Origin of the sequence: Pseudoalteromonas luteoviolacea CPMOR-1, from assembly GCF_001625685.1 — a bacterium.
In the GTDB taxonomy this organism is placed as follows: Bacteria; Pseudomonadota; Gammaproteobacteria; order Enterobacterales; family Alteromonadaceae; genus Pseudoalteromonas; species Pseudoalteromonas luteoviolacea_K.
Genome location: NZ_AUYC01000012.1, coordinates 65,612 through 90,233 on the forward strand (window position 1 = coordinate 65,612; position 24,622 = coordinate 90,233).

Consider the following 24,622-nt stretch of genomic DNA (forward strand, 5'->3'; position numbering starts at 1 on the left):
ACCAGTTAATCACCTTGATTCCTTTTAAGTTCCTACTGTTTTATGTAGTCTAGACGGGTTTTAATTTTTGGAGGCATTTCGCTATGTTGCGAATTCTTATCTCTGCAAGCTTAGGGTTTGCAGTAAGTGCAGGTGTGTCAGCGCAAGAGGTGATGACCCCTGAAAAGTTATGGGAAGTTAAACGTGTTACTGCGTTGGGATTAAATAAAGATAAAACCCATGTGATTTACAGTGTAACAACCCCGAGCGTGGCTAACAATGATTTTGCCAGCAAGGTATATCAGGTGCCTGTTAAAGGTGGAAAAACTCAGCTATTAGAGGCATATCAAGGCTTATTGATTGATAGCAATATCTCTCCTGATGGCAGTAAAAAACTCTTTCATGAAAAGGTAAATATTGAATCGGTGTTAGCAAGCCATAGGCATAAAGATCTGTCGCAAGCTAATGCGTATGTATTTGATGACTTGAATTATCGCCATTGGGATACTTGGAATGATGGCGGCTTCAAGCATGTCTTTTATCAAGATTTAGCAACAGAACAGAAAGTCGACATCATGAAGGGTAAGCCTTACTCGAGCCCAACCTCTCCATTTGGTGGTTCTAGTGATTATATTTGGGGTCCAAAAGGTGAGAATATTTACTATGTGAGTAAAAAACTCACGGGTACAGAGTATGTGACAAGTACTAACACCGATATCTATCGTTACAACCTAGCGAGTAAAAAAACAACCAATATCACTGAAAGTAACTTAGGGTATGATAAGAGCCCTGCGTTTTCTTCAAAAGGAAACTTAGCATGGTTACAAATGGACGTGCCAGGTTATGAAGCAGATAAGAACGACATCATCGTACGTATCAAAAACAAAGAAGTAAATTTGACTGAGCATTGGGATGGCACGGTAAACAGCTTTAAGTGGAGCCCAGATGGCAAGCGTATTTACTTTGTTGCACCAACCGATGGTACAATCCAATTATTCCAAGTATCAGTCAGTACTAAGCCAAAGATCAAGCAGTTAACGAAAGGCCAGTTTGATGTCAATGGTATTGTCGCGGCAATGGATAAGCACTTAGTCGTGACACGCAGCAGCATGAACCGCGCATCAGAAATTTTCCGTTTTGACCTGCGTAAGAAAAAACTAACTGCGCTGACAAAGGTAAATGACGCATTTTATGCAGGCCTTGACTTACCAACCGTTAAAAAGCGTATGGTGACGACGAAAGATGGTCAGCAGATGCTAACTTGGGTGATCTATCCACCTAATTTTGATGAAAGTAAAAAATACCCAACGCTGCTTTATCTTCAAGGTGGGCCGCAGTCTGCGCTTTCACAGTTTTATTCGTTCCGCTGGAATTTCCAAGTGATGGCATCACAAGGTTACATCGTTGTCGCGCCAAATCGCCGCGGTATGCCGGGTCATGGTGTTAAGTGGAATGAAGACATCACTCAAGATTGGGGTGGTAAGGCGATGCAAGATTACCTAGATGCCATTGATGATGTATCAAAAGCATCATACGTTGATAAAAAACGTATCGGCGCTATTGGCGCGAGCTTTGGCGGTTATTCTGCATTTTATTTAGCGGGTAACCATGATGGTCGTTTTAAAACTTTCATTTCTCATTGCGGTATTTTCGACTTGCGCAGCATGTACGGCACAACTGAAGAGTTATTCTTTGTAAACCATGAATTTGGTGGCCCTTACTGGGAGCAAGGCAATGCGTCTATCAACCAAACGTATAATGAATTCAACCCAATTAATTATGTAGATAAGTGGGATGCACCTATGTTTGTGATCCATGGTGGCAAAGACTACCGTGTACCATTAGGCCAAGGGATCCAAGCATTTCAAGCTGCAAAGCTACGTGGTTTAGAGAGCCGTTTTCTTTACTTCCCTGAAGAAAACCACTGGGTACTGACGCCGCAAAATGGCATTGTATGGCAACGTGAGTTTTTCAAATGGTTAGAAGACACACTTTAAACTAGTTAAACGCGAGTGTGTGAAAAGTTTTAATGCCTGGGTACAAATTTGTCCTCAGGCATTTTTATAATTACTTATGCTCAGGCAGGTTTATATGAAGTTATTACCTTTGCTCATGATACTTTTATTGTCTGCATGTCATGCGGTTACAATGAATAAAAACGAACCCAGTATATTGCACTCTGAGCAAGGCCACTTTAAAGCGGGTGATGTAGAAGAACATCAGATAGTCGATGAACACTTAGTGGCATACAACAGCAATGAGTATGAAGCATTCAAGGCTCTTTTTCATCAAGAAATAGAGGTTTACGATTTTCCTAACAGCTTGTCTTTTAAAGGACTGGAAGCACTTGATAAAGTATACAAATCGTTAGTTGAAAAACTAGATAAGCAAGCTTTTATCAGTAAAAGGATCATTGACGGCAATTTTGTAGTAGATAAAGAAGCTGTGAAGTTTCATATTGCAGGGCAGGGAGAGCAATTATTAGAAGTACTTGTAGTTTATCAAATCAAGGATAATTTAATTTATAGAATTATGTTTTTACAGGATGAATGACGGTACATTCGAGTAGCGATAAATAACTCTTATTTTTACAAAAGAGAGTTATTTATCATACTTTAGGCATAAATATAGTTTATATACTGAGTTCCACCACGTCCTGATTTAACTCTATAAGCTGCTCTAATAGCACGTGTTCGCCTTTTATGTCTGATATTTTCCATGCGAAGGGCTTCAGCGGTTTTAATTTTCTGATGAGCTCACCGTTTAAATCGTATTGCGTTAAGTAATCTGATTTCATGTCATAACTGTAGAAATACTGTTTGTATAACACCAAACTATGACCATTAAGTGTAGGCATTGGTTTATAGCCAGTGGTTTCAGGTCTAAGCGTTCGTTTAAAAACCTGCCCATCAAACTTGCTGAGATAAAGGGCGTGGTCAGTGAGCCAAGTTGACTGGACATCGTCCATTTCATAGGTGGTAAAAACCTGTGTTTTCAAATCTAGTTGCCAAAGTGCATGGGCCGAAGGTCGTAATGCAGTAACCAATATTCCAAAGTGTGGGTGCCAGTTCAAGACTTCGATCAGTGGTTCGGGGGCTTTGATAATTTGAGTACCTCCCTGTAAATCAAGGATGTTAAGTTTTGCATTACTGACTACTGCAAGCTTTTGGCCATCGGGAGACCAGCTAAATTGTTCTATTTTACTCGGCCTTGAAAAGTAACTTAGCTGTGTGGCTTGATTGCCGTCCCATAGCCATATTTGATCGTGCCCACTGCGGGCTGAGATAAAGGCTATCAGCTCACCACGTTGTTGAAATTTTGGGTATTTTTCTCGGCTTTTTGAGCGGGCAAAGCTTGGATAAGGCTGAACATGTTGATTCATTATTTGCGTTATAGACGTTTCTTGTTCGCCGTATAAAGGTATGCGAGCGATATCGGTGTCTTTTGTTCCTTGAATGGCAATTATGCTTGGTAGAGTGGGGTGGGATTGAGCGCTGACTATGTTATGTAGCGCTGAATGGTAAGGAGTGGTTTTGCCATCGAGTGCTAAGTGATAGAGTTTGCCATTGAGTACAGCTAATAATGCATCGCCATGGGCTGAAAAACGTATTGAAAGTTGGCCAAGTTCTTCATGAGTGTCTATTTGGTTTTGATGCAGCAATTCGCCATGTAGATTTAATAGACTCAACAAATGCCGACTTTCATGATCGTATGATAGTACGGCATATTGCGCTTTGATTGGGTCGTAATCATAAGTATAAATTGTTTGCTGCTCTGGGCTAAACAGCTTGGTGGTTTGCTGGTTAATAGCGTTGAATTTCAGGAGTGATCGAGTGTTACCTTGCTGGCTTAGAAATGCATATTGGTGGTTCGCTAGCGCAACAGGGCGTTCAATCGCGCGGTTTTGGCACTGGTAACGTACCGATGCTGTTTGTGGTGCATTTAATGCTTCAGCAAAATCGATCATATCTATTTGCCAGCAGTTTGCTTGCAGTGGTTCGTGAGCATTGATTTTATCTTGGTGGCAGCTTTTTTGTTTTGTAAAGATGATGCTTCGCCCATCTGGTGTAAAGCGAGTATCACGATAAAACCCAGGGTGTTTGGTAAGTTGACTTTCAACGCCTGTTTTTAAGTTTTTGGCCCAGATATGACTTTGGCAAGCGCGCACATTGCGGTTGAAAAGTATGTGAAGACCATCAGGGCTATATGTTGCATCACTCTCAAACGCATCAGTATAGGTAATTTGTTTTAAACTATGAATACTCTGCTTTGGCGTTTTCATGCTCTGCCATATACCCAACACGATTGTTAATACTAAGAGTAAAGTAATCCCTATAAAGCCAAGTGTTTTAAGGTTGGGTGGACTTGCTATTGTGATCCCTTGCCGTGTCGTTTGTGGAAGCCATTGCACATCTACCATTAATCGGTAGCCTATTTTGGGATGTGTTGCAATTATTCGTGGGGATTTGGCATCGTCACCAAGCACTTTTCGAAGCCGAGCAATACATCGTTGTAGAGCATTGGGAACCACTTCGCTGCCTTTCCATACCTCTTCCATGATTTGCTGATGACTAACCACCTCTTGTGCATTCTGGGCCAGCAAGAGCAGTACTTGCAAAACTTTGGGTTCGACCTTGATACTTTGCTGTGCAAAAGTGACCTCAGATCGAGATAAGTCAATAAGGTGTTCTTTAATATAAAAACGCTGAGTTGTTGACATAAATCCTAGCTTACTGCCTTTAGTAAGCACGAGTATATGAAGTTAGCTTGATGCTGTCGAGCATCACATTATTTTGTAACTTATTGTAAATTATAGATATCAGCTATTCATCATGATTTCCTCAGCCTGTCATTGTTGTGCTTTTGGTGACTCAAAGCAAAGTAACGACTTTAAAGTGTGCAAGTTAAGGAGTCTTACTATGTGTTTCTATTTTTTGAAAAAAGTGCTCAGCAAACCAGCCGTAAAGCGATGCTTGATAAGCGGGATTGCAGTGTGTCAAAGCCACTTTGTTTTTGCTGATGATGCAGCAATTGATGTGATTAAGCAGGCCGTTGCCGCATATGGTGTGCAGGCCCTAAGTTCATTAAAGCAGTTAAAAGTGGAAGAGGAGCTTTATCGATATAAGCAAGGTCAAAGCGGTCACGCCGAATCAGGAGCACATGGTTTTGTGATGCATAAATACCAGCAACAACTTGATATTGATTTTACGCTACGCGCAAAAGCGTTCAAGCGCAGCGACCAGAATGTGATAGGTAATTACGGCTATCATTCGCTGGTAACAGTGGACAGGCGCTTCAGAGAGGGAGAGGGGGTGAGTGTTGATCATTGCCTGCAAACTTACCAACCCAGTGCACGAATCGACTGGGATTCGGTAGCGCTGGATATGGAGCAGGCAATAGATACACTGACAATAAAAGAGCTCAGTGATAATAGTAAGCTGGTGAGGAGTGCTGGGATTGCATTTCTGCAAGGGCGAGCACATAGCGTGTTGAATTGGGAGAAGAGTAAGGTAACAAAAACGGCTTATATTGATAAAGTATCAGGTTTATTATCTCGTTTACTCACTAACAACAAAGGTCAAAAAGCTCAATATGACTTTTTAGCACACCAGCAAAATGCACAAGGCCTAAAGTGGGCAAGTCAAACAATTATCAGTTATGAGCAACGTGTTACGCGGCATATTACAAACAGATATCTTTCATTGAAAACGTCTGACGGCGCACTTTTTCAAACGCCCGAGTATTACCAACCCCGAGCTCAAGATAAGTTTTTGGATTTTGCCGAGCCAAGCGTCAATGAAATTGTTAGAGGCGTTTTTTTGGTGGGGCAAGGTTGGGGGTTTACCTTGTTTGTCGACATGGGTACATCGTATATTTCAATGGGCTCATGGCAAATGCCCGATGATACATTTACTTGGAAACAAAGGCTTGCAAAGTTGCACCAGTTTACAGGGAAAAAGAAACCTGTGTCTCAATTTATAGTGACACACCATCATGATGACCACTTAATGGGGGTAAGTGAAGTAATCGAGCATGGTGCGCAGATACTTTTATTGGCAGAGCATCAACAAGCGGTAGAGACAAGTTTGGGTTTGCCTCTTACTCTTGAGCAAGTAGGCTTGTTATCTCATGGGCTTAAGTTTGCAAATGGTCAGGTGCAGGTGTTTGACGTACCAAGCAGTCACGCAGATCACAATGTTGTCGTGTACCTTCCTGAACAGCAAATTTTATTTGCTGAAGATATGTTCGGCAGCAGCTTGAAAGCGGGGTTTCATTCTCCAAATAGTTGGCCCAGTCGAGATGTTTATTATCGTGCAGAGGTACTCAACAAACACCTTAAAAATGCAGGCGTGAGTGTTCAATACTATGTTTCATCTCATCATGGCAGAGTATTCTCAAATGCTGAATTTATGCGGTTTTTGCGCTTATCATGTCCAGATAATGACAGTTTGTTAGCACGCTTATATGCAAATGAATCACAGTAGCGATATATTAATTTGGCCAATAAGGCAGATATCGTAGAGTATCCTAAGGCGGTTTAATTAAAATCTAAATATCACTCCGTCGGTGTGTTGCTATTTCAATAAATGGCCACTAAATTTTACCAAAATATCTAATATATTGAGGGACTGATGGAGTTAACCCACGCGAGTCTACATTACCAGATCATGAGGTACTTCATTGAGTATGCAAGAGCGCCCAGTGTCAGCGAGTTAAGCAATATATTTGGGAGACAAGCGGTTTGCGTTGTGGAGGCGTTAAAGGCATTGCAAGCCTATCATGGTGTGGTGCTGCAGCCTAATACACACGAAATTTGGGTCGCACACCCGTTTTCTGCTGCGCCAACAAACTTTTGGATTGAATCTGGTGATATGGGCTGGTGGGGTAACTGTGCGTGGTGTGCATTGGGGGCAGCTGCATTACTTGGGCGGGATCTGACCATTACGACCACGCTTGGCAGTGAGTCAAAGCAGGTTGTGATTGCAATCAACAATGGAAAAATAGAGAACTCGAACTTGTATGTCCATTTTCCTATACCCATGGAAAAAGCATGGGACAATGTGATTTATACGTGCAGTACGATGCTGATGTTTAAGTCTGAATCTGACATTGATAGGTGGTGTGAAAGGCACAATATGTGTAAGGGCGATGTTCAGCCTATTGAGCATATTTGGGCATTTTCAAAAGTGTGGTATGGACGTCATTTGAATCCTGATTGGGTCAAGTGGACTGTCAAAGAGGCTTCAGAGATATTTGAAAGCTTTGGATTGACTCACTCGATTTGGAAATTGCCGATAGAACAAGGCCGGTTCTGAGCAGGCTAAATAGCCTGCCCTTATGTGTTTATTTGGTACAATTGCTTGGCAGTAAAATATCTACCCACACTAACCTGTGGTCAGAAGAGGCTGCTCTATTTGCAACTAACTCAGCCCCCGGCTCATGCTGTGCAGGCCAAAATACTCCGCTATCAATGATATTAAGGTCACTCGATGGCAATACATAATCAGCGCGCATGCCCCAATGTGCAGTATGTGCGATAGCATTTGCATTTTGCGGCTTATTTAATTTACCCCCTTCAGACTTAGGTATGGTCAAGTTATTTACTCGACTGTGTGTCAGGAGTTGTCTGATGGCATTTGGATGGCCATCTCCATCGACATCACTGGCATTTAAATCGCCGACAATCACAAATGATGAACCGCTAAACCCGCCTTTTACTCCTGCATCATCGTAAATGTAACTGTGACCAGTTGCAGATATATAGTCTTTCCATAGCCTAAGTTCATCATGATTTCTTTTCCCGTTTCTATCTTCAGGCCCATCAAAAACAGGCGGAGTTGGGTGACTGGCAAGTACATTGATTTGTTGGTTACAAACTTGCACTGGAATATCCCAATGAGACTTTGAAGAAAGGCGCATGATTGCACGCTCAGACTGTGCATACCAGCTCTTGCCCCCTGCGGTTGTTGGCATCATATTATTTGGCATATCTTTCCATAAAAAGTGTTGGAAAGTACGCACTTGATCAGCGTCTATCGGAAATTTTGATAGCAAGACCATGCCGTATTGACCTGGGTATTTACCAAAACCAAAATGTGTCAGCTTACTGTCTTTGTCTGTTAAAGATGTTTTAACGCCAGTATTGACCGGTGCTAAATACACATGTGGGTAAGAAATTGGTTCAAACCCATTTTGAGACACTTCTAAATACGCTTTTTTGAATAAGTTGATGCCTTGTTCAGGGTCAGCAATATAATCAAATTCGTTAAGAAGTATGATATCTGGGCGAGTGCGTTGGATGATTTCTGCAATATTATTAATTTGCTGCACTTCACCGCTTTTTAGCGCGTTGGTTAATACATTACCAGAGACATCTAACGTTTTATCAGCTTGATAATTAGTTGCTTCCATACTTACGTTGAACGTTGCAACACGTATTGTGGTGTCGTTCATTGTGGCGGCATCCATTGTTTGAGTTGGTGTTTGTTGGCAGCCGGTGCCCAGCAAAGCTGCTGCTAAGGCGATTGATACGAATGATGGTTTCATTATTAACCTAATACAAAATGCAATTGTCGATAGTCTACCTCTTTGTTGTTCAAAGAGGGTTTAAAAGTATGTTAATTATTTGGTTTTTTATTTTATTTAGAATAATTGCGCAAGGGCTTCACAAAGTAAAGATAACTTGATAGGTTCTTAATATAGGTACATTTTTAAGCGGATTGAATGTAATCGGGCCTACGCATTTTTGAATAGAAGTCCTTGGCTGCGCCAACATTCACCGGCAAGCACCACCGAAAGCCGTTGTTTTAGAGTTATAAAGTAGGGAGCAATACCTTGGAAAAATTTGAAGTAAGCGATGAAATCAGTCTGAAGTTATTGTCCTTGTCGGATGCTCCAACTTTATTTGCACTGGTTAATGATAATAGGCAATACCTTAAACAGTGGCTTCCTTGGCTCGACTCTACTCAGACGGTACAAGATTCTGAGGAGTTTATTAAAACAACGCACCAGCAACTCCAAAGTGGCCTTGGGTTAATGGGTGGCATATATTTAAATCAAAATTTAGTCGGCATGTGTGGCTATCATCCAATTGATAAGGTGAATGGTAACGCGTCAATTGGATACTGGCTTGCGCAGCAGTATCAAGGTCAGGGTGTGGCAACAAAATGCGTACACTTTTTAATTGATCATGCGTTTAGTACATTGGCACTTAACAAGGTTTCCCTCTCTATTGCAGAACACAATTATAAAAGCCAAGATATTGCACTTCGTTTAGGACTTGTGAATAAAGAGTTCAAGCCAGACGCCGAGTTTTTATATGACCACCGAGTAAACCATCTCTGCTATTGGGTTGAGTATTCAGAATGGTTGGCACAACAGAGGCACATTGACGACACTAACATTGACACCGCATAGTTTTATCAAACATAGTGAATGGTTGTAAGGGCCGGTGATTGATTTTGCTAAATCGATAAAGCCAGCAGAAATGATAAGAACCAGCACTGCGTTATCAATAATAAAACGTCAACAGAAGTGGAGCAGTATGCAGTTAAGTCAACTTGATGAAAACATCTTTACAATCCACGGGTTCCTTTCAATTCATGCATGTCACGAATTGATTGGTTACAGCGGTGCAGATGTACAAGTGGGCGCTGGTCGCTCATATCTGAGCAACATACGAAATAATGACCGGGTGAATTGGATATCAGAAAATTTGGCTGCGCAATGGTGGGATAAGCTTTCTAACATGGCACTGCCAAACATTGAAGGTAAATGCGCCATTGGTTTGTCACCTCATTTTCGTTTTTATCGCTACACATCAGGACAGAAATTTAATATGCACAAAGACGGACGGCAAAGTGTGTCAGGTGGTGTAACAATAATGACTTTATTGGTGTATTTAAATGGCTGTTATGAGGGGGGGAAGCACACAATTTAGGAAATCAAACTTGGAGATACATACCGATATAGGTAAATCACTGATATTTGAGCATCATTTATGGCACAAAGGAAATGAAGTACTATCCGGAGTTAAGTATGTCCTCAGAACAGATATTGTTTATCAATAAATAGCATGTTCCGATAATGGTTGCGCATCTCATCTTAAACGACTGTATTGCCTGCGTGATTTAGAGTATAAACTGCCTTTTTTCTAGTGGGTAAGAACATGACACAACCTATACAGCAGCAAATTGGCAACATCGCACTGGTCGTTGAAAGTTACGATGATGCGATTGAATTCTATACACAAAAACTACAGTTTACGCTCATTGAAGATACAGATTTAGGGGCTGGAAAGCGTTGGGTTCAGGTTGCTCCGCCTAATTCAAATGGGACTAATTTGCTGTTAGCACAAGCAAGTACTGATGAGCAGCGTCAGGCGATAGGTAATCAAAGTGGCGGACGTGTGTTTTTATTTCTGCAAACCAATGATTTTTGGCGGGACTATAATTTGATGAAAAATCATGGCGTGGTTTTTCATGAAGAGCCACGAGTTGAGGAGTATGCAACTGTGGTGGTTTTCGAAGATTTATACGGCAATAAGTGGGATTTATTGGAATTAAAAAATAAGCATTAAGTTAGAAGAAGGCACTTCGTCAGTCGATTTTATTGGGAGAGTCCCAACAGGCTCCCAAAATACATATCAATATAATCATTTAAAGTTGTTTTACCTCAAGTTAATCTTTAATAAACATGTCTTGTTGACATTTTTTATTAATTACTGAGTTTATGAAACGTATTCTAAGTGCATAGGATTACAGCATGTGAGCGTATAAATACGCAGGCATGGTGAATGATTGTTTTAATATACAGACTGAGTAAACTAACATGGATATACGCCTTTTTTCTCCTTACTTCCTTGGCTCTTATGGTGAAAATAACCACGAGTTTGAAGATATCTTTTTAGAGTTCTTTCGGGACCACGTTTATTGGCGACGTAGTTTTCACCCAGAAGATTTACCGCCAGTCTCAATCATTGAAAAGCAGTCTTCGCATTATTTAGAAACCATGGCTAAAACTAAGCAAGAGTTGCACAAGTTGAGCGCTGATTTAAAGCAATCAGTGCCGTTTTCAAATCCCCGTTATATCGGCCATATGGCATCAGACTTATTGCTGCCAGGAATGCTAGCGCAGTTTATTACTGCGTTGTATAACCCCAACAACGTCACGGAGGAAGCCGCGCCAGTCACCGTTAAAATGGAGCTAGAGGTTGGTAATAAGTTGGCAGAAATGTTCGGCTATAACTTAAATGCAGACGAAGGTGCAGTGGCTTGGGGACATTTAACCTCAGGCGGTACGGTGGCGAACTATCAGAGCTTATGGATGTTCCGCTCCGTGAAGTACTACCCATTGGCGGTAAAGCGCTGTGGTGAGCTGGCAGATATTGACTTTGTGGATGGACAAGGGCGTTCTTTACACAGTATGTCTACTTGGGAGTTAATGAACCTTTCGATTGATGAAGTAGTACAAATTCGTGTCAATTGCTTAAATAAGCTCAAAGCCATGGGCGATGACAAATATGATGAGCTGATCGAATTATTGAGAGAGCAACGCATTGAGCACCAAGGTCACATTGATTTCTTTGACCAACATAAAGATTTAAAACAGCCCGTGGTGTTTGTGCCAGCCACTGCTCACTATTCATGGATAAAAGCCATGAAGATTTTGGGCATAGGCAGTAAAAACTTATGGCAAGTTCCTACGGATGAAAAAATGCGTTTAGATCCGATAGCACTTAAGCAGTTACTGCTAAAAGCAAAATCTGAAAACCGCACTGTCCTTGCGGTGATTGGCGTCTTAGGGACTACCGAGTTTGGCACCGTTGACCCCATCGCTGATATTGTTTCTTTGCGTGACGAAATGATCCGAGATGAGGGACTGAATTACTATATTCATGTGGATGCCGCATGGGGTGGCTACTTGTCGTCTGTATTTAGAGGTGAAGACAATCGAATGCGCGAGCATGAAGCAGTGAAAGCAGGGTTTGAGTACTTCCCATCTGCTAAAGTCTACAATGCATTTGCCGCACTATGCGACACTGACTCCATTACAGTTGACCCGCATAAGTTAGGCTATATGCCATTTGGCAGCGGTGCATTTATCGCCAGAAACAAAAACATGTGTGGGTTTGTGGTGCAAGAAGCGGCCTATGTGTTTGATAAAAAGAATCGATTTGTTGAGCCTGAACCTAAATTAAATCAGTTAGGTCAGTATATTATGGAAGGTTCAAAGCCGGGGGCTGCCGCTGCTGCAAGTTACGTTGCGCAAAATGTATTACCACTCAACGCTGAGCACTTTGGCAAATTACCAGCGAGCACAATTCGCACCACAGAAGTGTTTTATCATAAGATTTCAGCATTGAGTGAAAAGCTTGCAGGTAAAGCGACCTTGATCGCCCCTATAGAGCCTGACACAAACTTAATTTGCTTAGCCATTAACCCAGCGGGTAATACCAGTACACGAGTCTTAAATGACTTTACACGCAAAGTGTTTGAGCACATTAAAATTGAGAAGTCGACACCAATGTTTAGCAAAGAGTTTATCGGCTCTTATACCTCTATTTTTAGAAAAAACATCAACGATGAAGTGGCGCATAACCTGTGTATCAAGTTGGGTTTAGATCCCAACTCGTTTGTAAGAGATGTTGAGCATGTTGAGTATCAGGACAATGCGCTCTTTGTTTTACGACACACTTTGATGAATCCATGGTTATCAGATGATAAAAATGGCGTAACTTACATGGATATGTATCTTAATTACCTTGAGGAGATCATTTTGCAGGTTGTTGAAGGCTAATTTATGGCGTTGTTGGCTGGTAAAAACAACCAGCCAACAGACACACTGTTACAACCGCTTTAAAAGATTATTTACTATCTCTATTTTTGCTCAATTAATATGCACTCACGCCGATAACCAAGTTACATGGATGGGTTTGGAGGAGCTATGAAAATTGAAAGTGCACAAATTGAAATGCGTAACAAACATGAAGGGCAGTTTCACGTCAGTGAGCAGCGTACAGAAGTTACAATGCCTGAAGAGGAGCAAAGTGCTTTACCCATGGTTGATACTGAAGTTGCAAAAGCAGAACATGTTACAAGTGATATGGAAATGGGCAACGATGCTAAGCTGTATATTCTTAAGTTACTGGTACAGAAGCTAACCGGAAAAGAGGTAAGTTGGTACGATGACACCATAGGTAAGGATGTCGCAGAGGCTGAAGCTGCCGCTGAGCGTGCCGCAACAGATGCAGCGCAGCCCGAGCCGACCCATGTCATTGTTGAGCGTTTGAGTCATGAACACCAATCCAATGTGTTTAAAGTCGGTGGTCAAATTACACTCCAAAGCGGCGAGCAGATCGCTTTTTCATTTAAGTCCGTGTTTGAGCAATCTCACACCAGTTACGAGCGTACGATTGAAGACATCAATATGAAAGATCCGCTTATTATCAGCTTTACCAATAAAGCGGTAGAGCTGGAGAGTGAGCAGATGCAGTTTGATATTGATGCCGATGGTAAAGCAGACACATTCTCACACTTGAAAAAAGGTTATGGCTTTTTGGCGCTGGATTTAAACAACAATTCACGCATTGATGATGGCTCAGAGCTGTTTGGTGCGTTAAGTGGCAATGGCTTTGCTGATTTAGCTCAATACGACCAAGACGGTAACGGCTTTATTGACGAAAATGACGAGGTGTTTGACAGCCTTAGAGTGTGGATCAAAAACAAAGATGAAGACCAGTTGGTCACACTGTCAGAGGCCAATATTGGGGCTATTGGGTTGCAAAATGCCGATACCCCGCTAAATATTCGCGATCAAGGTGAGCTTAAAGGCGCAATCAGAAAGTCAGGTTTTTATCTTGACGAGCAGGGTAGGCCAAGTTTAGTGCAGCAGATTGATTATGTTGTTTAGTTATGCAGCATCATGAGTAATGTCTAACAAGAAATTACGATGGTTAGATTCTAAGTGTAGCTGTGTGTCCATACCATAAATTGCTTTAACGTGCTGTTTTCGGCTATAGTTCAGTTGTTTGATGACACCTACGAATATAGTTAGCTGGTAATTTTTTGAATATCATTGTGACAAATCACTAGCACCATTCGGTCGCTAGTTTCTATCCCCTCGAAAATCGTGTGTTTTTTGGGCGGCTTTTTATTGTCTAAATATGAGTAATTGAAATTGAAAAACAATCTATCTATTCGTGAAATGAGTTTATCCGATCTATCAGAAGCAAAGCTGATAATTGAAGATAACAATATGTTCCCATCTGAGCTTTTAAATGAAATGAGTACGCCCTTTTTTTCTCATACATCAGAAGAGAAGTGGTTCGTAGTTGAGAGTTCTGATAAGCAAGTTATAGCAATAGCTTATTGTTCCCCAGAGAGAATGACGGAGGGAACTTGGAACTTACTTCTGATAGCTGTATTGCCGTCACATCAAGGTCATGGTGTCGGCAGGTTGCTAATTGAGCATGTTGAGTCGGCGCTTGTCCAGAAGCAGGCTAGAATTATGCTAGTTGAAACGTCAGGGCTTCCCGAGTACGAACGAACCCGCAAGTTTTACCCTCAATGTGGCTATACTCCTGTCGCAGTTATTCCAGAGTACTACGGTCAAGAAGATGACAAAATTGTATTTTGGAAGTCATTAATGTAATCACTTGAAAATAAAGGTACTGTCAAAGTACCTTTAATCTTTCAGGTGCCACTGGTCTAAATAAGTGACACGGTTTTTATATGAAAGGACAAAAAAGTGCATTCTAGATAGTTGTACTTTTTTGTTACTCCGTATTCTATTTAGTTCAGTTTAGCACCGTTATCTGCGTTATTACTCGATGTAATGGGCTTTTGTCCTTCTAAATCCAACATATACACCGCGCCTGATGAATTGCCGTTATCATCGCGATGTGGTGCGGCAACGATGGCATGTTGATTTGATAGCGCGAGATTCCAGCCAAATCTGTCTTCGGCTTTCCCGCCTTTGGCGACAATTTTAGACGTGAATCGCCACTGACCACCTTGTTTCTTATACACATAGACAGCACCTGCATTACTGCCGTTGGCGTCATGGTGCATGGCACTGATTAAGGCGGTGTCTTTAAAGAGCGTTACGCCGCGTGCAAATCGGTCATCTGCATGCGCATCGGGCGCAACCAATTTTTGTGTTTGCGACCATTTTCCATTAGTTCGCTCAAAAATATACGCAGAACCTGCATCCTTACCTACGCCTTCAATATCGTCTCTTCTGGCAGAGATCAGTGCAGTATCGCCTTGCAGCGCAACTCGTACACCGAAGATATCTGTATGTCCGCCATCTTTTGCCATCAGTTTGGCTTGTTGTTTCCACTGTTTACCATCAAATTCAAAGGCATAAACAGCACCGGCTTCTGGTGCAATTTCATCATGTAAATCTGCACCGACAAGAATAGTATTACCATCAATTGCCACACTGATCCCAAACAAATCGTCTGCTGCACCGTCTTTGGCAGTAAGTTTTGTTTGATATTGCCACGCGCCGTTTTCGCGAGTGAACACATAAGCTGATCCGGAGTCTTTATGCGGTGCATCACTGTGTGGCGCGCCGATGACTAAAAAGTGTTCAGTCAATGCGATGCTTTGTCCAAATACATCGCCTGCTTTGCCATCAAAGGCGGTTAAAATTTGCTGTTGTGACCAAGCCCCACCATGCTTTTCAAACGTAACCACGGCCCCAGAATCTTTGCCATGACTGTCTCTTCTCGATACACCTAACATGGCCATATTATTTTTGAGTGCCACATTGCCACCAAGAGTGTCCTCGCTGAAGGCAGGCTCTGCCACCAACTTTGCTTGTTGGTACCAGCCGTTGTTACCTAGTGCATACACGTAGGCGGCCCCTGCATTTTGAATTGTTTTTGTATCCGCTTTAAAAGCACCAACTAAAGCGGTTGTGCCGTCTACAGCAACACTGAATCCAAAATTGTCATCGGCTTTGCCGTCATGAGGTAAGAGTTTTTGTTGATTGGCTTCGCCCTGAGCAGCGGCAAGTAGAGTTAGACAAGACAACACTTTAAGTAGAGCACCCGATTTCATTATTATTTTCCTTGGGTTAGATAATCCTGTGCCAATATAGGAAACTTTTAGTTGTTAGACAAGAGGTCAGAGAAATAGACCACATTAAAAGTAGTCGAGACCAAAAGTAAAGCGAAGCGATTGTAATCTCTCTATTTTTTGGTATGAGTTAAGCGAGTCAACGTCTTCTATATTTACGCCTTCTATTACGTTCCTCATCCATACACAGCATTTTTGCTCAATTTCATCGATAACAAATGGTTACATTCACGCATAAGAGGTAGAGTTCATACCGCTTAAACCTTGACTATACTCAGGTCTAATTTAGGTTTTGGCTCTCAAAGCGACACTTTTGAGTGTTATCGGTTTAATTAAGCGGATTAATAGCATGATCAAATTTACACTTGCTGCGCTGACTATGTTGGCTTCAAGCATGGCGCACGCGCTCCCTAATATTCAATTCTCTAAACTCGACTTAACGCAGAACAAACGTTTAATCATTTTTGTTGATAACGCTAATTCATTAAGCGGGCTTGCGGCGCAAGTAAACACAAAAACAAATGGCCAATTGCAAGGCGCAATTGAGAGCGCAGGCTTTAAAAGTGGATTTGGTAAAACACAAACGTTTTATGGTCTGGCACCTTTTGCGCAAATTACAGTAATTGGTACAGGCTCTAATGCATTAACACAAGCTCAACTGCAAGATTTAGGTGGCTACGCAGCGGCGAGCACTCCAGATAATGGTAAAAATCAGTATGCTGTGATTACTGACGCGCTTAATACGCAAGTATCAACACCTTCAGCTTGGGTAGCAATGGGCGCGGGTCTTCGCGATTATCACTTTGATAAATATAAAGCAGAGACAAAGCAATCTTCACCTCGTAACTTTGTGCTTCATAGTAATAACGTTACTGCAGCCACTAAAAAATATAATGACGATTTACAGTACATGGTACAAGGTGTGCATCTAACTCGTGATATGGCGTCAGAGCCGGGTAAATCTATCTATCCGCAGAGCTTTGTGGACAGAGTAAAAGACGCGTTTGATGATATTGATAATGTTGATATCAAGGTGATGAAAGTCAGAGAAATGAAAAAGCGTAATATGGGCGCGATTCTGGGTGTTGGTTTAGGTTCTATCCATGAACCACGCATGTTGGTGATCAACTATCGTGGCGGTAACAAAAAAGAGGCACCTATCGCATTGGTGGGCAAAGGGATCACATTTGATACGGGTGGCATCAGTTTAAAGAAAAACAGTGGTATGTGGCAAATGAAATCTGATTTGTCTGGTGCTGCAGCGGTTGCCGGTACAATGTTAGCAGTGGCAAGCCGAGGTGAAAACGTTAATCTAGTCGGTGTGATGCCACTTGCTGAAAATATGCCAGCGGAAGATGCTATTCGTCCGGGTGACGTACTGACAACAATGCAAGGCACGACGATTGAGATCATCTCAACAGATGCTGAAGGCCGTTTGTTGCTCGCCGATGCCGTGCGTTATGCACAAGATGAATTTAAACCTAGCATGCTGGTCAATATTGCGACGTTGACAGGATCAGCTGCGAGAGCGTTAAGTGATGAGTATGCTGCCATGGTTACCCGTGACTGGTCTCTTGCTCAAAACATGATGCAAGTGGGTGAAACCAGTGGTGAAGCGGTTTGGCCTCTGCCTTTACACCCGAATTTCTTTAAGCAAATTAAGTCAGACATTGCAGATATTAAAAATTCTGGTGCTGGTAACCCAGGTGCAAGTATCGGTGCAGCGGTAGTCGCCACGTTTGTAGATAAAAATATTCCATGGGTACACCTGGATATTGCAGGGGTTGATTGGTTAAATCAGCCAATTGCGGTGGCGCCGAAAGGTTCTCAAGGTTGGGGTGTACGCTTTCTAGATCAATTGGTTAGACAAAACAGTAACTAATCAATATCTAGTACTTTTTAGAGTGCAGCCGCTTCATTGCGGTGCACTCTTTTCTGATCTCTACCCTAACTCTTTTCTAATCTCTTCCCCTATAAGAGGCGTTTCACTCGTTTAAATGTACAGTGATTGCGCTACGCTGCTTGCCTTTATTGACTTTGAAAACAGTTTGTTTACAGTTTGCTTACCTTGCATTGAATTACAACAATTTCCCGCGCGTTATAGATTGGCTAACTTAAATGAAAAATGATATCACTTTATTGATTAGTAAATGGAAACAAGGCTGTGAGGCATCAGAAAAAGCGCTTAAGTCAGCGGTTTTTTTACATTTAAAATCCAGCTTGAAAAAGCATAAGCAACAATTAGTTCGTAATCATGATGAGTTTGACGTGGTGCCTAATACAACCTCTTTTATCAATGAATACTTTATCCACTTTGCACCTCCTGTTAAAGATTATGAGAGTAGGAAACAATACTTAAGAGATGTATCGACGTTTATTCGTAATGCCTTAATTAGCGAAATCAGAAAGAACAAAGCGTACAAACGTGGAAATTTACATGAACACACCTCCGTAGAACAATTAAGCCAAATCACTGAGTATGCAAATGATGAGCAGTACAGCACATTTGACGAGGCTATTGGGCTTTTAAAAACAAGATCAGAGTCATGTTATGAAGTGGCATTATTTTATTACTTTTTAGGTATGACTGCAGATGAGATTGGGCGCGAGTTGAGTTTGTCTAGAGGGAAAGTATACCGCCAAATAGAAGTTGCAAATGCGTTTTTACGCAGTCAATTTATGGATGCCATGTAATGCTTACTCCTACCGTAAATGCTATCAGTGCATTTGATATTTTTGAGCAATTGTTAGAGTTACCGGCTGATAAAATGATGCATAATTTGCATGCATTTGAAGGGATAGACAGAACAATCGTTGAAGAGGTAAAAAATCTAATTCAAGCCCACTTCCTCAACAAACAAGATATGTTCTTATCGTCTTTGATATCACAGTCTGCGAAGTCTGCGCTGGGTTATGACGAGTTATTACATCTCAGAGGAGTAATAATTGAGGGCTTTGAATTAACCGCTTTACTAGGTGAGGGCGGGCAAGGTGTAGTGTATAAAGCGATTCGGTGCGACGGCAAATTCGATCAAACCGTTGCTATAAAACTGCTCTATCCGGCATTAAATATGCCAAAAGAAGCCATTGCTATATCGTCAGAGGCACAAAGTTTAGCCAAGCTCAATCATGGCAGTATTGCAAGAGTATTTACCATTGGTCAGCACCACAATTACTGTTATATGATTATGGACTTTATAAACGGCGAGTCATTAGACACATTTTTTGCTGATAACGCGATTTCTTTAGATGACGCACTGGCGCTGTTTTTTAAGATATTGAACGCATTAGCGCATGCACATAAGCAAGGTGTCGTGCATGCAGATATTAAGCCGAGTAATATATTGGTTGATGCGGATAAACGCCCCGTACTGGTTGATTTTGGTATATCCAAGCATCTTGTCGATATGCCGGCTCTTGCACCGCCAGAGGTATTGGGGTTCACACCAAGTTTTTCTAGCCCGGAGCAAATAAGCGGAGAGGCAGTGGGCGTGTCGAGTGATGTTTACTCTGTTGCGAAGATGTTTAACGCCATGATGTTAGCAAGGTTTTCAGACGCAGAGTTAAGAGTTCGGCTGTTAAGCTTGGTATTGGAGCAAGCATATTTAGAGGATTTGAAGGTAAGAACGCCGGATATTGATTCTCTGCAAAAAATGTTGAGAGCAGTGATGCACTTTCAAATACCAAAAGATATTAATATATCTTTTTGGGATAAACTTAAGTGCACAGCTTTAAGGTACAAATATCGGCTTGTTAGCTTTGTGCTTGTTCTTCCAGTTTTATTTACAGTCTTAAATATTTTGTCCACTAAAAATGCTGAGCTGGCGCAACAAAAAAATGAGAATGACAAAGCAATAGACTACTTAGAACGGTTATTTGAAGCGCATGAAAATAATGGAGAGTTTTTTGATATATTGAATAATCCAAAAGCATCTAGCAATTTAGGCACTTTGTCTGAAGGTGAAGGTCATGTTCATCCAAAGCTATTTTCCGTGCATGTGTTTACCAATCATGGGGGGAAGATAGGCGAACCAATTGCGCTGAAAGTGGTCGGTGAGGGCAACCATGTATCAGATCTATCTTTTACGGTGACAGGACCTGGTTATGTTAGTGACGAGGGGGAATATCGTCATACATTCACTCAAGTAGGTATTCATACGGTCACAATAGAAGCACAAAGACATGGTCTGGGGTATGACAAATTGGTACTCAGGTTTGTGATCAGAGACGGGCATAGCTTACCAATTCAGTTTAAAGATGTGCCGCCAGCGCATCCTCACTATAGCAACATCCACTATCTCGCAATGCGCGGTGTGGTTATTGGCCGCCCTGATCAAGGTGGTGATGGACGGGTATTTCAGCCTCAGCAGATAGCTAAGCAAGCTGAGGCGCTATCGATATTGTTTTTATCTGCCCATGAAAAAGGGGTTATTACGCTAGCCAAGACAAGTCGTTATTTCCGTAACTTGAGAGTCGTCAATGGCAAGGGGGGGATCGAAGATTTTACTTGGGCGAATGCGTATTTAGAGTATGGAAATAAAGCGGGATTTATGCCATATCCAGAGCGGTTTGACCCTAAAAAGCCCGTATCAAAAGAATGGTTTGCTATGATTGTGAGTGAGCTTTTGGCGCTCTATGATCCTGATGGGGTAGACAGCTTTTCACACCTTAATTTTAGTGATAGTGCAGAGTTTAACAGCATCCAAAGTGTAAGGTACGGGCAATTATGTGCTTTTTATCAGTTGTGTGATTTGGGTGGAAGTCAGTTTCAACCTAAAAGAGCGATGACAAGAGGTGAAGTTGCCAATGTAGGCGCTAAAATTTTACAAATGACAGTACGTTCCAAGACGCCTATCAATTAACTTAAACCCCTGCTTATCAAGAACTTTTGTTATTTCTTTGCGTTCAATTCTGTTGGCCCATTAAGTGCGAGCTACTTATCTGCACATTTCTTAAGAAAAAATTGAGAAAAAAAACGCGAAATTGCGTGCCTACTCTTCAAAAGAAAATTTACTTAGATTTACACCTGCCACTGGATAGTGGAAAACATTCATAAATTAAAACGTCAATGGCCACAGCCATGTATATAAGGATTGATAAAATGAAAGTGTTGAACAGTCTGGTTATGATCGTCACTTTAGGAGCATCACTTGTTGCGGCAGCGCAGGATTATTCTTTTGCGGTATTAAAATCTGGTGTAAAGCAAGATTTGGAACAGTTAATTGATAACCCAAATAACTTTGTACGAGAAAGCGATCATGTTTTTGGGGGAAGTATGTTGTATCTCAAACATACATCAAGCATAGCGAATACTTTCAAGCAGTATGGTGTCGTAAATAACCATCAGCATGACAGTCGCTATATCAGTTCAGTCGTAGATTTAATCTCGGTTGGAAAGAGCTTTGATAGTTATTTTCAGTGTGTGCAATTTGTGCGTGCGTTGTCAAATGCTGGCCACACAAGTAAGTGGAAGTGGAGTGGTGCTAAATTGAATTCGAGCATGTATCTGAAGTGGCGAATTATCGCAAAATTTAAGTCAGATGGTACTTATTGGCAGCGTGGAGACAGCGGTGCACCTGGTCATGTCGCAATTGCACTGGGTTCAAACGCTAACGGCGTGTATGTAATCGATCAAAACTGGGAAGGAAATGGTTATTCAACATACGGAAAAGTGGCTGTACATTTAATTCCTTGGAGTGAAGCGAGCAAGTATTCCTTACTTACTATCCCTAAAGGTTAACTAGATTAAGTTTAAATCTCATTATAGAGTGAGTGCTAGCAGCCCTATAGGGCTGCTTTTGGTCGATATAGAAGAAATACATATCAACATATTATTACTTCGGTTGATATTTTGAATCCATGTTTAAATACATCGATATGGCAGTCGTAACCATTGATATTCACCTAATCAATGTCAGAAGATAAGTTTATATTTTACAAAAGTTTGCATTTAAAGCCATGTGAAAATTGGTACACTGCGTATGCACAGTAACGGGTTGCTGAACCATCTATAAAAACGAATTAGAAGGCAGGTCGGCTATCACATCGATTTTTACAACAACAAAAGGAAGTGGTTTGAGCATTAAACCAACACTGCTCATCATTGAAGATGAGCCGAGCATTTTAAGAGGTTTGACGGATTTATTTGTATTTCATGGCTATAACGTAGACAGTGCGGTAGACGGAAAAGAAGGCTTAGATAAAGGACTCTGCGGTGATTATACCTGTATTTTGCTCGATGTTATGCTGCCTTCAATGAATGGCTTTGATATTTGCAATGCACTTAGAGCTCATTCTCGTACTCAACCAATTATGATGCTTACAGCAAAAAATGCAGAAGAAGACATCATTAATGCGCTGACCCTCGGTGCCGACGATTATGTATCAAAACCTTTTTCAACCTCAGAGCTGGTTTTGCGAGTCAGTGCGTTGGTTAGGCGCTCAGGCTGGACAGAAAAAGGCGATGTTATCTCGCTCAGTGAGCAAGTTTCCGTGTGCTTGCAGTCATTGACTGGAAGCTCGTATCAAAAAGAGATGAAATATACCCGCAGAGAAGCGGAGATTTTGGCCTATTTGCACCGAAAAGGCGGCTTAGTGTCACGAGATGAATTGCTAAAAGATGTCTGGGGGTACAAAGAAACCAAAGATATCGATACGCGCACGGTGGATATTCATATCGCTAAAATTCGTAAAAAAATAGAAATAGACCCAAAAACACCCAAGCATTTAATCACCCATAGAGGTGAAGGCTATCAGCTCTACACATTATAAGAATTACAAATGACTTTTATAAAAAATAAGCGCTTACTTAATTATTCTGAGCGTTTAAGACAATTAAGGATCTCGGCTGTTTTACTCTTATTTTTGCTACTCATCCCTCTTTCTTTATTGTTTTGTGTCAGTTATCAGCAATCTGAAAAAAACCGCCTGTCTGAATATCAAAAAGAAGCCAGTAATTTAGTTAGAATAATAAATAGAAAGCTATTTCGGATGACCAGTGTTAGCAATCAAATTCCGGTGGATGCATTTAATTATTATCGCTATGTTCATAACCCTGTAACCAAGCAAACGCAAAAAGTCGTTTCACCTCTAGCACAACTTGATGGTGCACAAAATATAGCTGGGTTTGTGGGGTATTTTCAGATTGATCATACAGGCAGTTTTAATTCTCCTATTTGGCCAAATGTAATTACAGTTGATGAGTTGTCTGATACATCTAACGAAATACGCACTTTGGAGGCGATCACGCGCCGCGAAATGGCGGTATCGGTATATCACATTGTATTTCAATCTGAGTCGCTTAAGGATATGTTGACATCCGGATTAGACCCTCAAAGAAGCCAGTTTGATGTGAACTTTGACCTGCCTGAATATTTGATTTTTTATCGCGTCGCGGCTGTTTTAGAGCAGCCTGTCTTGCAAGGCTATGTGGTAAAACGTGACCCGTATTTGCACCAGCAAGTGATAGATATCCTAGAGAATAGACGCTTTAATATGCCCGTTGCAGTTACATTGAAGGCTGTGGATGAGAGGGTACACAGTGCAGATTTTATATATTCACCCTCAGAGGGGTCACCAACAGTGATGCAGTCTGAGAAACTAGAGAATATGCATAAGCAACAACAACTATTCGAGGCTCAACTGCACTGGCCATACAAAAATTATGCGATATCAGTGAGCTCAGAGCCAATGCCACTAGCTGAAGCAACCATATTTAGTTTAATCTTTAACGGCATTTTATTAATTGCCATCGCTTCGGCTTGCTATGGGTTTTATCGCTTTAGTGTTAAGCAGCTTGCCCTCTCAGAAGAGAAGGTTAATTTTATCTCATCGGTAAGTCATGAACTGAAAACACCACTTACTTCCATCAAAATGTACTCTGAGATGCTTAAATCTGGCATGGTTACTTCGCCAGAACACCAAGGTGAATATTATGACTTTATTTGTGATGAAAGTGACAGATTAGCAAGACTCATTGACAATATTTTGCAATTGTCAGCATTTGAACGCCAACAGCAAAGGGTGGCCCCAGACTATACTCCATTGCCGGTATTGCAAAACATCATTCATTCTAAAGTTTCATCATTGACTGATAAACATGGTTTTAAACAAGTTCATAGTATGGCATTTTCAGAGCCTGAGTCTATTTTAGCATTCATTGAGCCTGATGCGTTTACGCAAGTGGTGATAAATATAACGGACAACGCGATTAAGTTTTTTGAATCTGCAAATATAAATGATCCATCAAGAAAGAAAATTGAGTTTATTTTTCAACCGCATCCCACAAACAAAAACATGGTTCAATTAGAGATCCGGGATTATGGAAATGGCATCAGCAAAGAGCAAGAGGACAAAATATTTGAGCTCTTTTATCGAGGGAGCAGTGAACTCACACGAAATACCAAAGGGACGGGGATTGGTTTAGCACTTGTTCGTGAACTGGTTTTGTCGCAGCAAGGTGAGATCCAAGTGCAAAGAAGGTATCCCGGTTTGGCTTTATTGGTGTCCCTTAGATTAAAACGCCGTGATGAGTAAAGCGATTGTTCCGTTTTTCAGCT

19 protein-coding genes are annotated in these 24,622 nt (G+C 41.3%); 16 read left to right on the plus strand and 3 right to left on the minus strand.

Annotated features, from left to right (window positions below):
- Window positions 1-83: 83 nt before the first annotated feature.
- Both N473_RS02115 and N473_RS02120 read left to right on the plus strand, forming a co-directional pair.
- Window positions 84-1,976 (plus strand): alpha/beta hydrolase family protein, encoded by a 1,893-nt coding sequence (locus tag N473_RS02115; RefSeq protein ID WP_063366518.1) that lies wholly within the window; start codon window positions 84-86, stop codon window positions 1,974-1,976.
- 94 nt (window positions 1,977-2,070) lie between these two features.
- A complete protein-coding gene (locus N473_RS02120; RefSeq protein ID WP_063366519.1) occupies window positions 2,071-2,532 on the plus strand; it encodes a nuclear transport factor 2 family protein in 462 nt (153 codons plus the stop codon).
- Window positions 2,533-2,611: 79 nt separating this feature from the next.
- Here N473_RS02120 and N473_RS02125 read toward each other — a convergent pair whose 3' ends face one another.
- Window positions 2,612-4,699 carry a winged helix-turn-helix domain-containing protein gene (locus N473_RS02125; protein WP_063366520.1) on the minus strand — a complete coding sequence of 696 codons (2,088 nt, stop codon included), beginning with the start codon at window positions 4,697-4,699 and terminating at the stop codon, window positions 2,612-2,614.
- 199 nt (window positions 4,700-4,898) lie between these two features.
- Between N473_RS02125 and N473_RS02130 the strand changes: the two genes are divergently transcribed.
- Window positions 4,899-6,464 (plus strand): hypothetical protein, encoded by a 1,566-nt coding sequence (locus N473_RS02130; RefSeq protein WP_063366521.1) that lies wholly within the window; start codon window positions 4,899-4,901, stop codon window positions 6,462-6,464.
- 147 nt (window positions 6,465-6,611) lie between these two features.
- Window positions 6,612-7,295, plus strand: coding sequence for an alkylmercury lyase family protein (locus tag N473_RS02135; RefSeq protein WP_063366522.1), 684 nt, complete (start codon window positions 6,612-6,614; stop codon window positions 7,293-7,295).
- Between the two features lie 28 nt (window positions 7,296-7,323).
- On the opposite strand, the gene N473_RS02140 is transcribed toward N473_RS02135, so the two are convergent.
- Window positions 7,324-8,526: an endonuclease/exonuclease/phosphatase family protein gene (locus N473_RS02140; RefSeq protein ID WP_063366523.1), complete on the minus strand. Its 1,203-nt coding sequence runs from the start codon at window positions 8,524-8,526 to the stop codon at window positions 7,324-7,326.
- Window positions 8,527-8,814: 288 nt separating this feature from the next.
- On the opposite strand from N473_RS02140, the gene N473_RS02145 reads away from it, so the two are divergent.
- The 6 genes from N473_RS02145 (at window position 8,815) to N473_RS02170 (ending at window position 14,631) form a co-directional block, all read left to right on the plus strand.
- On the plus strand, window positions 8,815-9,396 hold the full coding sequence (locus N473_RS02145; protein ID WP_063366524.1) for a GNAT family N-acetyltransferase: 582 nt from the start codon (window positions 8,815-8,817) through the stop codon (window positions 9,394-9,396).
- Between the two features lie 127 nt (window positions 9,397-9,523).
- Window positions 9,524-9,919 carry a hypothetical protein gene (locus tag N473_RS02150; RefSeq protein WP_063366525.1) on the plus strand — a complete coding sequence of 132 codons (396 nt, stop codon included), beginning with the start codon at window positions 9,524-9,526 and terminating at the stop codon, window positions 9,917-9,919.
- A 228-nt stretch (window positions 9,920-10,147) separates the two neighbouring features.
- Complete coding sequence (locus N473_RS02155) at window positions 10,148-10,558, plus strand: VOC family protein (RefSeq protein WP_063366526.1); 411 nt, start codon at window positions 10,148-10,150, stop codon at window positions 10,556-10,558.
- Window positions 10,559-10,809: 251 nt separating this feature from the next.
- Window positions 10,810-12,777: a pyridoxal phosphate-dependent decarboxylase family protein gene (locus N473_RS02160; RefSeq protein ID WP_063366527.1), complete on the plus strand. Its 1,968-nt coding sequence runs from the start codon at window positions 10,810-10,812 to the stop codon at window positions 12,775-12,777.
- A 147-nt stretch (window positions 12,778-12,924) separates the two neighbouring features.
- The gene (locus tag N473_RS02165; protein ID WP_063366528.1) at window positions 12,925-13,890 is read left to right on the plus strand and encodes a hypothetical protein; all 966 of its coding nucleotides are present in this window, start codon (window positions 12,925-12,927) and stop codon (window positions 13,888-13,890) included.
- A gap of 294 nt (window positions 13,891-14,184) precedes the next feature.
- Complete coding sequence (locus N473_RS02170; RefSeq protein ID WP_063366674.1) at window positions 14,185-14,631, plus strand: GNAT family N-acetyltransferase; 447 nt, start codon at window positions 14,185-14,187, stop codon at window positions 14,629-14,631.
- Window positions 14,632-14,771: 140 nt separating this feature from the next.
- Here the strand turns inward: N473_RS02170 and N473_RS02175 are convergent, their stop codons facing one another.
- Entirely contained in the window at window positions 14,772-16,046 is a 1,275-nt protein-coding gene (locus tag N473_RS02175; RefSeq protein ID WP_063366529.1) for an FG-GAP repeat protein, read from the minus strand.
- Between the two features lie 367 nt (window positions 16,047-16,413).
- Between N473_RS02175 and N473_RS02180 the strand changes: the two genes are divergently transcribed.
- The 6 genes from N473_RS02180 (at window position 16,414) to N473_RS02205 (ending at window position 24,599) form a co-directional block, all read left to right on the plus strand.
- Window positions 16,414-17,946 carry a leucyl aminopeptidase gene (locus tag N473_RS02180; RefSeq protein WP_063366530.1) on the plus strand — a complete coding sequence of 511 codons (1,533 nt, stop codon included), beginning with the start codon at window positions 16,414-16,416 and terminating at the stop codon, window positions 17,944-17,946.
- Window positions 17,947-18,182: 236 nt separating this feature from the next.
- Window positions 18,183-18,758, plus strand: a complete 576-nt coding sequence (locus tag N473_RS02185; RefSeq protein ID WP_063366531.1) for an ECF-type sigma factor — start codon at window positions 18,183-18,185, stop codon at window positions 18,756-18,758.
- Window positions 18,758-20,926, plus strand: a complete 2,169-nt coding sequence (locus tag N473_RS02190; protein ID WP_063366532.1) for a serine/threonine protein kinase — start codon at window positions 18,758-18,760, stop codon at window positions 20,924-20,926. Before N473_RS02185 ends, N473_RS02190 begins: the two co-directional genes overlap by 1 nt.
- Before the next feature lie 239 nt (window positions 20,927-21,165).
- Window positions 21,166-21,804 carry a BPSL0067 family protein gene (locus N473_RS02195; protein ID WP_063366533.1) on the plus strand — a complete coding sequence of 213 codons (639 nt, stop codon included), beginning with the start codon at window positions 21,166-21,168 and terminating at the stop codon, window positions 21,802-21,804.
- 335 nt (window positions 21,805-22,139) lie between these two features.
- A complete protein-coding gene (locus N473_RS02200; RefSeq protein ID WP_063366534.1) occupies window positions 22,140-22,835 on the plus strand; it encodes a response regulator transcription factor in 696 nt (231 codons plus the stop codon).
- Between the two features lie 9 nt (window positions 22,836-22,844).
- Window positions 22,845-24,599, plus strand: a complete 1,755-nt coding sequence (locus tag N473_RS02205) for a sensor histidine kinase (RefSeq protein ID WP_063366535.1) — start codon at window positions 22,845-22,847, stop codon at window positions 24,597-24,599.
- Window positions 24,600-24,622 lie beyond the last annotated feature (23 nt).

What these genes read in the sequence shown, in the direction of transcription:
- N473_RS02170 (WP_063366674.1), top strand. Translation starts at nt 14,185, where the DNA reads ATGAGTTTATCCGATCTATCAGAAGCAAAGCTGATAATTGAAGATAAC.
- N473_RS02190 (WP_063366532.1), top strand. Translation starts at nt 18,758, where the DNA reads ATGCTTACTCCTACCGTAAATGCTATCAGTGCATTTGATATTTTTGAG.
- N473_RS02130 (WP_063366521.1), top strand. Translation starts at nt 4,899, where the DNA reads ATGTGTTTCTATTTTTTGAAAAAAGTGCTCAGCAAACCAGCCGTAAAG.
- N473_RS02140 (WP_063366523.1), bottom strand. Translation starts at nt 8,526, where the DNA reads ATGAAACCATCATTCGTATCAATCGCCTTAGCAGCAGCTTTGCTGGGC.
- N473_RS02195 (WP_063366533.1), top strand. Translation starts at nt 21,166, where the DNA reads ATGAAAGTGTTGAACAGTCTGGTTATGATCGTCACTTTAGGAGCATCA.
- N473_RS02185 (WP_063366531.1), top strand. Translation starts at nt 18,183, where the DNA reads ATGAAAAATGATATCACTTTATTGATTAGTAAATGGAAACAAGGCTGT.
- N473_RS02180 (WP_063366530.1), top strand. Translation starts at nt 16,414, where the DNA reads ATGATCAAATTTACACTTGCTGCGCTGACTATGTTGGCTTCAAGCATG.
- N473_RS02175 (WP_063366529.1), bottom strand. Translation starts at nt 16,046, where the DNA reads ATGAAATCGGGTGCTCTACTTAAAGTGTTGTCTTGTCTAACTCTACTT.
- N473_RS02165 (WP_063366528.1), top strand. Translation starts at nt 12,925, where the DNA reads ATGAAAATTGAAAGTGCACAAATTGAAATGCGTAACAAACATGAAGGG.
- N473_RS02205 (WP_063366535.1), top strand. Translation starts at nt 22,845, where the DNA reads ATGACTTTTATAAAAAATAAGCGCTTACTTAATTATTCTGAGCGTTTA.
- N473_RS02120 (WP_063366519.1), top strand. Translation starts at nt 2,071, where the DNA reads ATGAAGTTATTACCTTTGCTCATGATACTTTTATTGTCTGCATGTCAT.
- N473_RS02150 (WP_063366525.1), top strand. Translation starts at nt 9,524, where the DNA reads ATGCAGTTAAGTCAACTTGATGAAAACATCTTTACAATCCACGGGTTC.
- N473_RS02155 (WP_063366526.1), top strand. Translation starts at nt 10,148, where the DNA reads ATGACACAACCTATACAGCAGCAAATTGGCAACATCGCACTGGTCGTT.
- N473_RS02125 (WP_063366520.1), bottom strand. Translation starts at nt 4,699, where the DNA reads ATGTCAACAACTCAGCGTTTTTATATTAAAGAACACCTTATTGACTTA.
- N473_RS02160 (WP_063366527.1), top strand. Translation starts at nt 10,810, where the DNA reads ATGGATATACGCCTTTTTTCTCCTTACTTCCTTGGCTCTTATGGTGAA.
- N473_RS02135 (WP_063366522.1), top strand. Translation starts at nt 6,612, where the DNA reads ATGGAGTTAACCCACGCGAGTCTACATTACCAGATCATGAGGTACTTC.
- N473_RS02115 (WP_063366518.1), top strand. Translation starts at nt 84, where the DNA reads ATGTTGCGAATTCTTATCTCTGCAAGCTTAGGGTTTGCAGTAAGTGCA.